This window comes from Pseudomonas sp. F220 (assembly GCF_057813935.1).
Genome location: NZ_JBVASJ010000001.1, coordinates 349,572 through 364,809, shown reverse-complemented (window position 1 = coordinate 364,809; position 15,238 = coordinate 349,572). Strand labels below are relative to the sequence as shown.

At 58.9% G+C, this 15,238-nt stretch carries 13 protein-coding genes and 1 pseudogene; 13 read left to right on the top strand and 1 reads right to left on the bottom strand.

The window, feature by feature from the left end; translation table 11 throughout:
• Positions 1–135: 135 nt before the first annotated feature.
• Positions 136–390 (top strand): outer membrane protein assembly factor BamE domain-containing protein, encoded by a 255-nt coding sequence (gene bamE / locus ACZYSM_RS01570; RefSeq protein ID WP_489068173.1) that lies wholly within the window; start codon positions 136–138, stop codon positions 388–390.
• 33 nt (positions 391–423) lie between these two features.
• Positions 424–993, top strand: coding sequence for a lipocalin family protein (locus ACZYSM_RS01565; protein WP_489068171.1), 570 nt, complete (start codon positions 424–426; stop codon positions 991–993).
• Positions 994–1,085: 92 nt separating this feature from the next.
• On the opposite strand, the gene ACZYSM_RS01560 is transcribed toward ACZYSM_RS01565, so the two are convergent.
• Positions 1,086–2,450, bottom strand: coding sequence for a formimidoylglutamate deiminase (locus ACZYSM_RS01560; protein WP_489068169.1), 1,365 nt, complete (start codon positions 2,448–2,450; stop codon positions 1,086–1,088).
• A 145-nt stretch (positions 2,451–2,595) separates the two neighbouring features.
• Here ACZYSM_RS01560 and hutC point away from each other — a divergent pair, with 145 nt between their 5' ends.
• The 11 genes and pseudogenes from hutC (at position 2,596) to hutG (ending at position 15,056) form a co-directional block, all read left to right on the top strand.
• Positions 2,596–3,306 (top strand): histidine utilization transcriptional repressor HutC, encoded by a 711-nt coding sequence (gene hutC, locus ACZYSM_RS01555; protein WP_489068285.1) that lies wholly within the window; start codon positions 2,596–2,598, stop codon positions 3,304–3,306.
• Positions 3,303–3,875: a HutD/Ves family protein gene (locus ACZYSM_RS01550; RefSeq protein WP_489068167.1), complete on the top strand. Its 573-nt coding sequence runs from the start codon at positions 3,303–3,305 to the stop codon at positions 3,873–3,875. The genes hutC and ACZYSM_RS01550 overlap by 4 nt, the downstream gene beginning before the upstream one ends.
• 409 nt (positions 3,876–4,284) lie before the next feature.
• Positions 4,285–5,985, top strand: a complete 1,701-nt coding sequence (gene hutU / locus ACZYSM_RS01545) for a urocanate hydratase (RefSeq protein WP_489068165.1) — start codon at positions 4,285–4,287, stop codon at positions 5,983–5,985.
• 163 nt (positions 5,986–6,148) lie between these two features.
• A complete protein-coding gene (locus tag ACZYSM_RS01540) occupies positions 6,149–7,618 on the top strand; it encodes a purine-cytosine permease family protein (protein ID WP_489068163.1) in 1,470 nt (489 codons plus the stop codon).
• A gap of 7 nt (positions 7,619–7,625) precedes the next feature.
• Positions 7,626–7,718, top strand: a pseudogene (locus ACZYSM_RS01535) (hypothetical protein); the annotation flags it as partial.
• Between the two features lie 71 nt (positions 7,719–7,789).
• Positions 7,790–8,641 (top strand): ABC transporter permease, encoded by an 852-nt coding sequence (locus ACZYSM_RS01530; protein WP_489068161.1) that lies wholly within the window; start codon positions 7,790–7,792, stop codon positions 8,639–8,641.
• Entirely contained in the window at positions 8,638–9,462 is an 825-nt protein-coding gene (locus tag ACZYSM_RS01525; protein ID WP_489068159.1) for a quaternary amine ABC transporter ATP-binding protein, read from the top strand. Before ACZYSM_RS01530 ends, ACZYSM_RS01525 begins: the two co-directional genes overlap by 4 nt.
• A 305-nt stretch (positions 9,463–9,767) precedes the next feature.
• Positions 9,768–11,306 carry a histidine ammonia-lyase gene (hutH, locus tag ACZYSM_RS01520; protein ID WP_489068157.1) on the top strand — a complete coding sequence of 513 codons (1,539 nt, stop codon included), beginning with the start codon at positions 9,768–9,770 and terminating at the stop codon, positions 11,304–11,306.
• 303 nt (positions 11,307–11,609) lie between these two features.
• Positions 11,610–13,019, top strand: coding sequence for an amino acid permease (locus ACZYSM_RS01515; protein WP_489068155.1), 1,410 nt, complete (start codon positions 11,610–11,612; stop codon positions 13,017–13,019).
• Between the two features lie 17 nt (positions 13,020–13,036).
• On the top strand, positions 13,037–14,242 hold the full coding sequence (hutI, locus tag ACZYSM_RS01510) for an imidazolonepropionase (protein WP_489068153.1): 1,206 nt from the start codon (positions 13,037–13,039) through the stop codon (positions 14,240–14,242).
• A gap of 10 nt (positions 14,243–14,252) precedes the next feature.
• Positions 14,253–15,056: an N-formylglutamate deformylase gene (gene hutG / locus ACZYSM_RS01505; RefSeq protein ID WP_489068151.1), complete on the top strand. Its 804-nt coding sequence runs from the start codon at positions 14,253–14,255 to the stop codon at positions 15,054–15,056.
• Positions 15,057–15,238: the final 182 nt, after the last annotated feature.

Here is a 15,238-nt window from a genome sequence, read left to right as displayed (position 1 = left end):
GGCTGATTTCAGGAGGAAATAGTGGATTCTGCGACTCAAGAAATAGCCGGCGGGTTGGGGAACCAGATGGCATTTTTCTCTTCTAAGCTTCTGGTTGGCAGCCATGCCTTCCCCCTTCCGCCCAGGAGTTTCACCATGTCGCTGCGATCTCTCGCTCTGTTGTCGTTCTGCGTGCTGTTAGCTGCGTGCAGCAAGGTCAATCAGGAAAACTATTCGAAAATTTCGACCGGTATGCCCAAGGCCGAAGTCGAAAGACTTTTGGGTACTCCTTCCGATTGTTCCGGCGCCCTGGGTATGTCCAGCTGCACCTGGGGCAACAAGAACAGCTTTATCAGCGTGCAGTATGCCGGTGACAAAGTATTGATGTTTTCCGGGCAAGGCCTGAAGTAAAAACCGGGGCCACGTGTCCACGGGAGAAAAATAATGATGCGGTTCGTAATAGCTCTTTTGGCCGGCCTGATATTGGCCGGCTGCGCCACCTCTGGCGAAGACCCGTTGGCGCCCAAGACCGCCAACAGCGTCAATCTCAAGCGTTACCAAGGGACATGGTACGAGTTGGCCCGTCTGCCGATGTATTTCCAGCGCAACTGCGCGCAATCCGAAGCCCATTACACCCTGAAGGCCGATGGCGATATCGCGATATTGAATCGTTGCCTGACCCCGGACTGGCAATGGGAAGAGGTCAAGGGCACTGCAACGCCGCAGATTCCTGGCAGAACCGACAAGCTGTGGGTGGAATTCAATAATTGGTTTACCACCCTGTTACCGGGCACTGGCAAGGGGGAATATTGGGTGTTGTATGTCAGCGACGACTACAAGACTGCCATCGTCGGCAGCCCGAATCGACGCAGCCTCTGGCTGTTGTCACGTTCGCCTGAGATCGATGCGGTGAAGCGTGAAGACTTGCTAAGCAGGGCGCGTCAGCAGGGTTACGACACGACCCGCCTGATCTGGCGAGTGTCGGATACGAAGATGGCGAAGACGTCGAACTAGCAGTTGATCGTTCCCACGCTGAGCGTGGGAACGATCAATCATCCTGTAGGCGCTGCCGAAGGTTCGGGCCGCGCTCGGATGATCTTTTGCTTTTAGCCCAGCAACTCGCGCAACACTTGGGTAAACGCCCGGTTGCTGTCCTCTTGCGCGGCATGGTGGCCGTCGCGGATCACCCATTGGCCGTTGACCAGCACGTCCCGCACTTGGCGATCGCCACCGGCGAATAGCCAACGATTGAGAATCGCATCGCCATTGGCCGTTGCCAGGTACGGATCGTTGCCGTCGAGCACCAGCCAGTCGGCACGCTTGCCCACTTCCAGAGCGCCGATCGGCTGCCCCAATGCTTGCGCACCACCGTCCAGCGCGGCGTCGTAGAGCGTGCGCCCGACCATCGGTTGATCGCCGCGATACAAGCGGTTGCGCCGTTGATCGCGTAGACGCTGGCCATATTCCAGCCAGCGCAGCTCTTCCACCACGCTTAGCGACACATGGCTGTCGGAGCCAATGCCCATCCGTCCGCCCTGAGCGAGGAAATCCACCGCTGGGAAAATCCCGTCGCCGAGGTTGGCTTCAGTCGTCAGGCACAGGCCGGCGATGGCCTTGCTCTTGGCCATCAACGTGACTTCTTCAGGATTGGCGTGGGTCGCATGGACCAGGCACCAGCGCTGATCCACCTCGGTATTTTCGTAGAGCCATTGCAACGGACGGCGACCGCTCCAGCTCAGGCAGTCGTCGACTTCTTTTTGCTGTTCGGCGATGTGGATATGCACCGGGCACTGTTTATCGCTAGCCGCCAATACTTCGCTGATCTGCTGTGGCGTCACCGCGCGCAGCGAGTGGAAGCACAGGCCCAATTGTTGCGCCGGTTGTTGTGCAAGCATTGGCTGCAAACGCGCTTGTAAATTCAGATAGTTTTCGGTGCTATTGATAAAGCGTCGCTGGCCTTCATTGGGCGCCTGACCACCGAAACCGGAGTGGCTGTAAAGCACTGGCAGCAGGGTCAGACCGATTCCGGCAGCGCTGGCGGCCTGGCTGATTTGCAACGACAGCTCGGCCGGGTTGGCATAGGGTTGGCCATTGGTATCGTGATGCACGTAATGGAATTCGGCGACCGAGGTGTAGCCGGCCTTGAGCATTTCAATATAGAGCTGACGGGCGATTATCCCGAGTTGTTCCGGGCTGATTTTTCCGACGAGGCGATACATCAGGTCGCGCCAGGTCCAGAAACTGTCATTCGGATTGCCAGCGACTTCCGCTAGCCCGGCCATCGCCCGCTGGAATGCGTGGGAGTGCAGATTCGGCATCCCCGGCAGCAGCGGACCGCTTAACCGTTCGGCGCCAGCGGCGCTGGCATCGGCCTGAATGTGGGTCAGCACGCCATCGGCGCTGACCTCAAGACGTACATTGTTGGCCCATCCACTAGGCAGCAGCGCGCGTTCGGCAAAGAAGGCGGACATGGTTCAGCACCCCATCGTGTGTTATTTGTATATACATATACAGACGTTTGCCTGCTCGGTAAACTCCGGCAAGCTAGCAACCTTTACTCTCTCACAAGGATTTCCAGTGCCGACTCCGCCTGCCGTCTCCCCGCTGGCTGCCCATATGGGCGACAGTCCGGCGCCCTTGTACGCCCGCGTCAAACAGATGATCACCCAGCAAATCCAGAGCGGAAACTGGCCGCCGCACTATCGCGTTCCGTCGGAAAGCGAGTTGGTCAGCCAGCTGGGCTTCAGTCGCATGACCATCAATCGCGCCTTGCGCGAGATGACTGCCGACGGTCTGCTGGTGCGTATGCAGGGTGTCGGTACGTTTGTCGCCGAGCCCAAGAGCCAGTCAGCGCTGTTCGAAGTGCATAACATCGCCGATGAGATCGCCTCCCGTGGCCATCGTCACACCTGCAAGGTGATTACCCTTGGCGAGGAGTCGGCCGGTTCCGAACGCGCGGTCGCGCTGGATATGCGCGAAGGGCAGAAGGTCTTCCATTCGCTGATTGTGCATTTCGAAAACGATATTCCCGTGCAAATTGAAGACCGCTTCGTCAATGCGGCGGTGGCACCGGACTACCTCAAACAAGACTTCACCTTGCAGACGCCTTACGCCTATTTGTCCCAGGTCGCACCGCTGACCGAAGGCGAGCACGTAGTCGAAGCTATTCTGGCCGAGCCGGAAGAATGCAGGTTGTTGCAGATCGAAAGCGGCGAGCCGTGCCTGCTGATTCGCCGCCGGACCTGGTCCGGCCGTCAGCCAGTGACCGCCGCGCGCTTGATTCACCCCGGTTCCCGTCATCGTCTGGAAGGACGCTTCAGTAAATGAGTCAGTTGAACGTTTTGCGCGCGGCCAACTATCCGCGCATGCCGTGGAAAAACGGCGGCGGTAGCACCGAAGAAATTACCCGTGATGCAGGCTTGGGTCTGGACGGCTTCGGCTGGCGCCTGTCGATTGCCGATATCGGTGAGTCGGGCGGGTTTTCCATCTTCGCCGGTTATCAGCGGATCATCACCGTGCTGCAAGGCGCGGGCATGACGTTGCGGGTCGACGGGCAGGATACGCGGCCGCTGTTACCGCTGGACCCGTTTGGGTTCAGCGGTGCCAGCCAGGTTTCCTGCGCGTTGCTCGGCGGGCCGATTCGCGACTTCAACCTGATCTATGCACCGGACCGCTATAGCGCACGGCTGCAATGGCTTGAGGGTGAGCAGCGGTTTTTCAGTTCGGCGGGTACGGTTCTGATTTTTAGTGTGGCGGAGCAGGTACAGGTTGAGCTGGGTAACAGTGCACCCGAAGTGCTGGGGCGGCATGATTGCCTGCAGCTCGACGGTAACAATGGTTTGTTGGAGATTGCCGTCACCGGTCAGTGCTGCGTTATCGAGCTGGCTGCACACTGATTCACTGTGGCGAGGGAGCAAGCTCCGTCGCCACAAAAGCTTCTCTTCGCACCGTTCCCTCCTGCGCACCAATATCTCTCAGGTTGTTACCAAACGCCCCAGCGTGGCGCAAAACCACGCTTTGGTAACAATTGTTTCCCTTCCAAAAAAAACGCACGAAAAATTTTATCCCTCCCCAAAGCCCTTGATCCACGCGGCTTCCCGCACTTTTAAAAACTTTCTTGAACGCTCAGTCAGTGAGTTGGCCGCTTGATTGCATATGCTTGTATGTACAAGTAAAGATGTGTGCGTAAGAGTCACTGAAACCTCTTCGCACCTTCAACTATTCCGCTTGTAGCGCAGACCCTGCGCGCAGGCTCGCTCGCCCACTATCTGGGCTGGTTTGGATTGATCGCTGAGGAGTTTTTTCGTGACTGAGAATACCCAGAAACCTACCCCCGCCACTTTTACTAAGCACCGTGACGTTGAAATTCGTGCCGCCCGCGGTAACACGCTGACCGCCAAAAGCTGGCTGACCGAAGCGCCGCTGCGGATGCTGATGAACAACCTCGACCCGGAAGTTGCCGAGAACCCTAAAGAACTGGTGGTTTACGGTGGCATCGGTCGCGCGGCCCGTAACTGGGAATGCTACGACAAGATCGTCGAAAGCCTGACCCACCTGAATGACGACGAGACCCTGTTGGTGCAATCCGGCAAGCCGGTCGGCGTGTTCAAGACCCACACCAACGCCCCGCGCGTACTGATCGCCAACTCCAACCTGGTGCCCCACTGGGCGAGCTGGGAGCACTTCAACGAACTGGACGCCAAGGGCCTGGCCATGTACGGCCAGATGACCGCCGGCAGCTGGATCTACATCGGCAGCCAGGGCATCGTCCAGGGCACCTACGAAACCTTCGTCGAAGCCGGTCGCCAGCACTACAACGACAACCTCACCGGGCGCTGGGTCCTGACCGCAGGTTTAGGCGGCATGGGCGGCGCTCAGCCATTGGCCGCGACCCTGGCCGGTGCGTGCTCGCTGAACATCGAATGCCAGCAGGTCAGCATCGATTTCCGTTTGAACAGCCGCTATGTCGATGAGCAAGCCACCGACCTCGACGACGCTCTGGCCCGCATCGCCAAATACACCAAGGAAGGCAAAGCGATCTCCATCGCCCTGCTCGGCAACGCCGCGGAAATCCTTCCAGAACTGGTCAAGCGCGGCGTGCGCCCGGACATGGTCACCGACCAGACCAGCGCCCACGACCCGCTCAACGGTTACCTGCCCGCCGGCTGGACCTGGGACGAATACCGCGCTCGCGCCAAGACCGAACCAGCCGCCGTGGTGAAAGCCGCCAAGCAATCCATGGCCGTGCACGTTAAAGCGATGCTCGACTTCCAGAAAATGGGCATTCCGACCTTCGACTACGGCAACAACATCCGTCAGATGGCCCAAGAAGAAGGCGTAGAAAACGCGTTCGATTTCCCAGGCTTCGTACCGGCGTATATCCGTCCGCTGTTCTGCCGTGGCATCGGCCCGTTCCGTTGGGCGGCGCTGTCGGGCGATCCGCAAGACATCTACAAGACCGACGCCAAAGTCAAAGAACTGATCCCGGACGACGCGCACCTGCACAACTGGCTGGACATGGCGCGCGAGCGTATTGCCTTCCAGGGTCTGCCGGCCCGTATCTGCTGGGTTGGCCTGGGCCTGCGCGCCAAGCTGGGTCTGGCGTTCAACGAAATGGTGCGCAGCGGCGAGCTGTCGGCACCGATCGTGATCGGTCGTGACCACCTGGACTCCGGCTCCGTGGCCAGCCCGAACCGCGAAACCGAATCCATGCAGGACGGTTCCGACGCCGTGTCCGACTGGCCACTGCTCAACGCCCTGCTCAACACCGCGAGCGGCGCGACCTGGGTGTCCCTGCACCACGGCGGCGGCGTCGGCATGGGCTTCTCCCAGCACTCGGGCATGGTGATTGTCTGCGACGGTACTGACGAAGCCGCTGAGCGTATCGCTCGCGTACTGCACAACGACCCGGCGACTGGCGTCATGCGTCACGCCGATGCCGGTTACCAGATTGCGATCGACTGCGCCAACGAGCAGGGCCTGAACCTGCCGATGATCACAGGCTGAGAAACGGGCCGCCTTTGATGGGCGGCCCAATGCAAAACCTGTAGGAGCCGAGCTTGCTCGCGATAGCGGTGTACCTGATGCACCGCGTCATCGTTCATCGCGAGCAAGCTCGGCTCCTACAAGGGCTGAATGAATTACTGGAACAATCCACAGAGGTTGAATAATGGCTGTTAATAACGATCGTGCAAGCAGTAAACCGTTGATCGAAAAGCGTTCGATCGACTACATCCCGGAAGCGGAAAGACACGGTCGTCTGTTCAGTCAATTCACCCTGTGGCTGGGTGCCAACCTGCAAATCACCGCGATTGTTACCGGTGCCTTGGCGGTGGTGCTCGGTGGGGATGTGTTTTGGTCGTTGATTGGTCTGCTGATCGGGCAATTGCTCGGCGGCGGCGTGATGGCGCTGCATGCGGCGCAAGGCCCGCAACTGGGTTTGCCGCAGATGATCTCCAGCCGCGTGCAGTTTGGCGTGTATGGCGCGGTGATCCCACTGGTGCTGGTGTGCCTGATGTACATCGGTTTTTCTGCCAGCGGCTCGCTGTTGGCAGGGCAAGCTGTCGCCCAGTTATTGCAGGTTGATGACTGGATCGGGATCGTGATCTTCGCTGCGTTGATCATGGTTTTCACCGTCTTCGGCTACCGCGTCATCCACGGCATCGGCCGGGTGGCGAGCGTACTCGGGGTCGTGGCCTTCATCTTCCTGTTCTACAAACTACTCGCCGGCAACGATGTTGGTGCGCTGTTGGGTAACAAGCATTTCTCCTTGAGCAGCTTCCTGTTGGCGATTTCGCTGTCGGCGTCCTGGCAGATTGCGTTCGGCCCGTACGTGGCGGACTACTCGCGTTATCTGCCGCGCGCTACCTCGGCGTCGAAGACGTTCTGGGCGGTGGGTCTGGGTTCGGTGATCGGTGCGCAAGCGTCCATGGTCTTCGGTGTGTTTGCGGCGGCTCTGGCCGGTTCGCAATTCGCCCACCACGAGGTGTCGTTCATCGTCAGTCTCGGCGGTACCGGTATTGTCGCAGCGCTACTGTACTTCGCAGTGGCCTTTGGCAAGGTGACCGTGACCACCCTGAATGCCTACGGCAGCTTCATGTCGATCGCCACCATCATCAGCGGCTTCCGTGGCAGCCGGCATATTTCCAGTGCCGTTCGCCTGCTGTACATCTTCATCATGGTCTCGATTGCCGCATCCCTGGCGTTGCTCGGCAAGGACTCGTTCCTCAAGGATTTCTCCGCGTTCATCCTGTTTCTGCTGGCGTTCTTCACGCCGTGGAGCGCGATCAATCTGGTGGACTTCTACTGCATTACCAAAGAGCGTTATGACATCCCGGCGCTGTCCAACCCGAACGGTCGTTACGGGCGCTGGAACATCATGGGCATCAGCATTTACGTGTTCGGCGTGTTGATTCAAATGCCGTTCATTTCCACCCACTTCTACACCGGTCCATTGGTCGCGAGTCTCGGTGATACCGATATCTCCTGGATCATCGGCCTGGTGGTGCCGGCTGCGATGTATTACCTGGCGGCCAAGAAGTGGCATGGCGTTGTACCCGATCGTTTGATTCTGCCGGTAGAGCAGGACGACGCTGTAAATGCGAAAACAAGTGGGGCGGATCGCGTTGTAGTGATCTGATTGGACGAAACTGGCGAAGATCTTCATGAAGGAACATCCTGAGATCTGGCAGGCGTGGGTTACCACCGACGCTGCCAGGAAAATCAACGCGGCACTGTAGGTCGACTACCTCCCGGCTAACCGAGAGGCTGGCCGGGGCGTTCGCTACATCCACTTGATTGAGAGTCTCTTATGTTTCCCGAAAGCTTCACCTTTTCTATCGCCGACTGGGTCAACGTTTGGGTTGATTCGCTGGTCGTCAACTACGGAGATGTGTTCCGCCACATCTCCGACACCTTGCTCTGGGCCATCGTCAACCTCGAAGGCCTGCTGCGCTCGGCGCCGTGGTGGTTGATGCTGGCGATCGTTGCCGGTATCGCCTGGCATGCCACCCGTAAACTGGTGACGACGGTGGTGATTGTTGGTCTGTTGTTCCTGGTGGGCGCTGTCGGCCTCTGGGAAAAGCTCATGCAAACTTTGGCGCTGATGCTGGTGGCGACGATTATTTCAGTACTGATCGGCATTCCGTTGGGCATTCTTTCTGCGCGCCGTAATCGTCTGCGTTCGGTGCTGATGCCACTGCTCGACATCATGCAAACCATGCCCAGCTTCGTGTACCTGATTCCGGTCCTGATGCTGTTCGGTCTGGGCAAGGTCCCGGCGATTTTCGCCACCGTGATCTACGCCGTACCGCCGCTGATTCGCCTGACCGATCTGGGCATTCGCCAGGTCGATGGTGAAGTGATGGAAGCGATCAATGCCTTCGGTGCCAACCGCTGGCAGCAACTGTTCGGCGTGCAACTGCCGCTGGCGCTGCCGAGCATCATGGCCGGGATCAACCAGACCACCATGATGGCCCTGTCGATGGTGGTGATCGCTTCGATGATCGGTGCTCGTGGTCTGGGTGAAGACGTGCTGGTGGGTATCCAGACCCTCAATGTCGGACGTGGTCTTGAAGCCGGTCTGGCGATCGTGATTCTTGCGGTGGTCATTGACCGTATTACCCAAGCCTACGGTCGTCCACGGCATGAGGTGAGCCAATGAGTAGCCCAGCCAAGATCGAAGTCAAAAACGTCTTCAAGATTTTCGGTAACCGTTCGGCAGAGGCGCTGAACATGATCCGACAGAACATGAGCAAGGATCAGGTGCTGGCCGAGACCGGCTGCGTGATCGGCGTGAACGATCTGTCGTTGAGCATCGCTACCGGCGAAATATTTGTGATCATGGGCCTGTCAGGTTCCGGTAAATCGACTCTGGTACGCCACATCAATCGCCTGATCGATCCGACCAGCGGCGCGATCCTGGTGGACGGCGTGGACATCCTGCAATACGACATGGAAGCCCTGCGCCAATTCCGTCGGCACAAGATCAGCATGGTGTTCCAGAGCTTCGGCCTGTTGCCCCACAAGAATGTGCAGGACAACATTGCCTACGGCTTGAAGGTGCGTGGTGAGAGCAAAGAAGTGTGCGCCGAGCGCGCACAGCACTGGATCAATACCGTGGGCCTGAAGGGTTACGAAAACAAATACCCGCATCAGCTATCGGGTGGCATGCGTCAGCGCGTCGGCCTGGCTCGAGCACTGGCAGCGGACACCGACATCATTCTGATGGACGAAGCCTTCAGTGCACTTGACCCGTTGATCCGTGCCGAGATGCAGGACCAGTTGCTCGAACTGCAAAAGACTCTGCACAAGACCATCGTATTCATTACTCACGACCTCGACGAAGCCGTGCGCATTGGCAATCGCATCGCGATTCTCAAGGACGGCCGGTTGATTCAGGTGGGCACGCCGAAAGAGATCCTTCACTCGCCGGCCGATGAATACGTCGACCGGTTTGTCCAGCGTCGTGCGGCGGTGGTTTAAGCAATGAAGAGATCGCAGCCTGCGGCAGCTCCTACAGGAGTCCGCATTCGGCGTAGGAGCTGCCGAAGGCTGCGATCTTTTGAAGTTATTTGAATGAGGTTGAAGATGTTTCAGGTTGAACAAGTCGTAATAGAAGGCGCCCCGTTGCGTCATCAGAATCTGCAAAACGCTGTACCGAAGCTGTACTGATTTCTACAAAAGCCAGCGTGCCAAGGCGCTATCCCCCTCAAAAAGCGGGCAGCGACGGACAACGGAATCATCCGGAGCGTCTGGTTAGTTAGTTAAATAAAACTCTCAAAAGGAGAATGAATGTGACTGCTCTGAATCTTATCCCTGGCCAACTGAGCCTTGCCCAATTGCGTGCTGTCTATCAGCAGCCAGTAAAAATCAGCCTTGATGACAGCGCCTCGGCACAGATCGAAGCCAGCGTCGCTTGCGTGGAACAGATCCTCGCTGAAAACCGCACCGCTTACGGCATCAACACCGGTTTCGGTCTGCTGGCCTCGACCCGTATCGCCAGCGAAGACCTGGAAAATCTCCAGCGTTCGTTGGTGTTGTCTCACGCTGCCGGCGTGGGCGAGCCGATCAGCGACGCCCTGGTGCGTCTGGTCATGGTGCTCAAGGTCAACAGCCTGAGCCGTGGTTTCTCCGGCATTCGCCGGGTGGTGATCGACGCGCTGATCGCACTGATCAACGCCGAGGTTTACCCGCACATTCCGTTGAAAGGTTCGGTCGGTGCCTCCGGCGACTTGGCGCCATTGGCCCACATGTCGTTGGTGCTGCTGGGCGAAGGCAAGGCGCGCTACAAGGGCGAATGGCTGGAAGCGACTGAAGCGCTGAAAGTTGCTGGCCTGCAACCGCTGACCCTGGCTGCCAAAGAAGGTCTGGCGCTGCTCAACGGTACTCAGGTGTCCACCGCCTACGCGCTGCGTGGCCTGTTCGAAGGTGAAGACCTGTTCGCTGGCGCACTGGCCCTGGGCGGCCTGACTGTTGAGGCGGTGCTGGGCTCGCGCTCGCCGTTCGATGCGCGTATTCACGCTGCCCGTGGTCAAAAAGGCCAGATCGATGCTGCTGCCGCTTACCGCGATCTGTTGGGTGAGCGCAGCCAGGTTTCCGATTCGCACCAGAACTGCGAAAAGGTTCAGGACCCGTACTCGCTGCGCTGCCAGCCGCAAGTCATGGGCGCGTGTCTGACCCAGTTCCGTCAGGCCGCTGAAGTGCTGAGCATCGAAGCTAACGCAGTGTCGGATAACCCTTTGGTGTTCGCTGCTGAAGGTGACGTGATCTCCGGCGGTAACTTCCACGCCGAGCCTGTGGCCATGGCCGCTGACAACATGGCGCTGGCCATTGCTGAAATCGGCTCGCTGAGCGAACGCCGCATCTCGCTGATGATGGACAAGCACATGTCGCAATTGCCGCCGTTCCTGGTGGCCAACGGCGGGGTCAACTCCGGCTTCATGATCGCTCAGGTGACTGCTGCGGCATTGGCCAGCGAAAACAAAGCCCTGTCGCACCCGCATTCGGTGGACAGCCTGCCGACTTCCGCCAACCAGGAAGACCATGTTTCCATGGCGCCTGCCGCCGGTAAGCGTCTCTGGGAAATGGCTGAAAATACCCGTGGCGTTCTCGCTGTGGAATGGCTCGCCGCTTGCCAGGGCCTGGACCTGCGCGACGGTCTGAAGACTTCGACCAAGCTTGAAAAAGCCCGCGGCATCCTGCGCGACAAAGTACCGTTCTACGAGAAGGACCGCTTCTTTGCTCCAGACATCAATGCTGCAAGCGAGCTGTTGGCTTCGCGTTGCTTGAACGAGCTGGTGTTGGCGAAGTTGCTGCCTAGCCTCTGATGGCTTGAGGGGGAGGGTAGAGCCTGGCATTTTGCGGTGCGCTCGAAAATCACCCCTCACCCCAACCCTCTCCCCAAGGGGGAGAGGGGGAAGGGAGCCGATCTGTGTTGTTTTCGAGAGGTGCATTCACCTCGAGATTGCAGGTCGCAGCACCTCGGAAGAAACTCGCGGTCAGTTCCTTCTCCCCTCTGGGGAGAGGGTTAGGGTGAGGGGGCGATTTTGCTGACGCCAGAGATCTCAAGTCTGACTCAGCTCATTCGCCTCCTATCGATTTTCTCCGACAAAAACAACTAAGGACGAGAAATGCAGCAGCAAGCAAAAGGCTTGAAACGCGGGCTATCGGCTCGCCATATTCGCTTCATGGCACTGGGGTCGGCAATCGGCACCGGGCTGTTTTACGGTTCTGCTTCGGCCATTCAAATGGCCGGTCCTGCAGTATTGCTGGCGTACCTGATTGGTGGCGCGGCGGTGTTTATGGTCATGCGCGCCCTCGGTGAGATGGCTGTGCATAACCCTGTTTCCGGTTCTTTCGGTCAGTACGCCAGCACTTACCTGGGGCCGATGGCGGGCTTTATTCTCGGTTGGACCTACGCGTTTGAGATGGTCATCGTGGGCATGGCCGATGTCACTGCATTCGGCATCTATATGGGCTTCTGGTTCCCGGAAGTCGCGCGCTGGATCTGGGTGCTCGGCATTGTGTCCGTGATCGGCGGGCTGAACCTGTGCAACGTCAAAGTCTTCGGTGAAATGGAGTTCTGGCTGTCGCTGCTCAAAGTCGCGGCCATTGTCGCGATGATCCTCGGCGGTTTTGGCATCATGCTGTTCGGTATCAGCACCGCCACACCTGGCGCGGACACGGGTATCAGCAACCTCTGGAGCCATGGCGGTTTTATGCCCAATGGTGTCGGTGGCCTGATCGCGTCGTTTGCAGTGGTGATGTTTGCGTTCGGCGGCATCGAAATCATCGGCGTGACCGCTGGTGAAGCGAAAGACCCGCAGCATGTTCTGCCAAAGGCTATCAACGCCGTTCCCTTGCGGATTCTGCTGTTCTACGTGCTGACCCTGTTCGTGCTGATGTCAATCTACCCATGGCAGCAAATCGGTAGCCAAGGCAGCCCGTTCGTGCAGATTTTCGACAACCTGGGCATCAGCTCGGCGGCGACCATCCTCAATATTGTGGTGATCTCGGCGGCGGTCTCGGCTATCAACAGTGACATCTTTGGTGCCGGCCGCATGATGTACGGTCTGGCCCAGCAAGGTCAGGCGCCGAAGGGCTTTGGTCAGTTGTCGCGCCATGGCGTGCCATGGATGACCGTGGTGGTTATGAGCGCAGCCTTGCTCGGTGGCGTGCTGCTGAACTACCTGATCCCGGAAAACGTGTTCATGCTGATCGCCTCGATTGCGACCTTCGCCACGGTCTGGGTCTGGTTGATGATTCTGGTCACCCAGGTGGCCATGCGTCGCTCGATGACCTCGGACGAAGTTGCCAAATTGAAGTTTCCGGTGCCGTTCTGGCCGTATGCGCCAATGGCGGCGATTGCCTTCATGGTGTTTATCTTCGGTGTACTTGGCTACTTCCCGGATACTCAGGCAGCCTTGATCGTCGGCGTGGTGTGGATTGCCCTGCTGGTACTGGCCTACCTGTTGTGGGTCAAGCCCGCGGCAGGGCAGGCGGCACAGATTTCCAACGACCTTTCTTTGTCTCATCGATAACCTAACGGAGGCCTCGGATGAAAACTCTCTGGCAACACTGCCACGTCGCAAGCATGGCGCAGGGCAATTACTCGATCATCGAGGATGCCGCCATTGTGACGTCAGGAGCGCACATAGAGTGGATCGGCCCGCGCAGTGAACTGCCGGCAGGCGAATACCCCGAGGTGCATGACCTCGCCGGAGCCTGGGTCACGCCGGGCCTGATCGACTGCCACACCCACACGGTGTTCGGTGGCAATCGCAGCGGCGAGTTCGAGCAGCGTCTGCAAGGCGTGAGCTATGCCGAAATCGCCGCTGCCGGTGGTGGCATTGCCAGCACCGTGCGCGCGACCCGGGCTGCCAGCGAGGACGAATTGTTCGCCAGCGCGTACAAGCGCTTGAAAAGCTTGTTGCGCGACGGCGTCACTAGCGTCGAGATCAAGTCCGGCTATGGCCTGGATCTGGCCAGTGAACGCAAGATCTTGCGGGTGATCCGCCGTCTGGGCGCCGAGTTGCCGGTCAGCGTGCGTAGCACCTGCCTGGCCGCTCACGCCTTGCCGCCGGAATACGCGGATCGCGCTGACGACTACATCGATCACATCTGCACCGAAATGCTTCCGGCGCTGGCCGCTGAAGGGCTGGTGGACGCGGTAGATGCGTTTTGCGAATACCTGGCGTTTTCCCCGGAGCAGGTCGAGCGGGTGTTCATCGCCGCGCAGAACCTCGGTTTGCCGGTAAAACTGCACGCCGAGCAGCTGTCGTCTCTGCACGGATCGAGTCTGGCGGCGCGTTATCACGCGTTGTCGGCCGACCATCTGGAGTTCATGACCGAAGACGACGCGATCGCCATGGCCAAATCCGGCACTGTTGCTGTGCTGTTGCCGGGGGCGTTCTACTTCCTGCGCGAAACCCAGTTGCCGCCGATGGAGGCTTTGCGCAAACACGGGGTGAAAATCGCCGTCGCCAGCGACCTCAATCCAGGCACCTCGCCAGCGCTGTCGGTGCGGCTGATGCTAAACATGGCCTGCACCTGTTTCCGTATGACCCCGGAAGAAGCCTTGGCCGGTGTGACCATTCATGCGGCCACCGCGCTGGGCATGGACACAACCCATGGCTCGCTGGAAGTCGGCAAGGTGGCGGATTTCGTCGCCTGGCAGATCGATCGTCCGGCGGACCTGGCGTATTGGCTGGGCGGCGACCTGGATAAACGCGTCGTGCGTCACGGCGTTGAAGTCACGATTTAGGAGAATGGCTGTGGATAAGGTTCTGAACTTCAAACAAGGCCGGGTGCCGTTGCTGATCAGCATGCCCCATGCCGGCCTGCGTCTGACTCCTGCGGTAGAAGCCGGGCTGATTCCCGAGGCGCAAAGCCTGCCGGATACCGACTGGCATATCCCGCAGCTCTACCAGTTCGCGCAAGAGTTGGGTGCCAGCACCCTGGCCGCCGAGTACTCGCGGTTCGTCATCGACCTGAACCGGCCTTCCGACGACAAGCCTTTATATGTCGGCGCTACTACCGGTTTGTACCCGGCGACGCTGTTCGACGGCGTGCCATTGTTCCGCGAAGGGCTTGAACCGTCAGCCGAGGAACGCGCCCGTTATCTCGAGCAGGTCTGGACGCCGTATCACAGCACCTTGCAACAAGAGCTGGCGCGGTTGAAGGCCGAGTTCGGTTATGCATTGCTGTTCGACGCGCATTCGATCCGCTCGGTGATCCCGCATCTGTTCGAAGGGCAGCTGCCGGACTTCAACCTCGGGACCTTCAATGGCGCCAGTTGTGATCCTCAACTGGCCAGCCAGCTGGAAGCTATCTGCGCCCGGCACGCGGACTACAGTCATGTGCTGAACGGACGTTTCAAGGGGGGTCACATCACCCGGCATTACGGCAACCCGGCTGAAAACATCCATGCGGTGCAGCTTGAGCTGGGGCAACGTACTTACATGGAAGAGGTCGAGCCGTTCCGTTATCGCGCTGATCTTGCGGCGCCGACTCAGGTGGTGCTCAAGGAATTGCTGCAAGGGTTACTGGACTGGGCACAGAAGCGTTATAGCGAATAGTACGAAAGATCATTCCCACGCTCTGCGTGGGAATGCCGCCCTGGACGCTCTGCGTCCGCCTTCGGTTGAACCCAACACCCCCAATTTCTCCAAGGACATGCTCATTGCACAATTCGGGTTTATGATGCCGGACGGCAGAATAATAGAAGTCCCCCCAGGGATGACCTCGACCCCTTACGGAG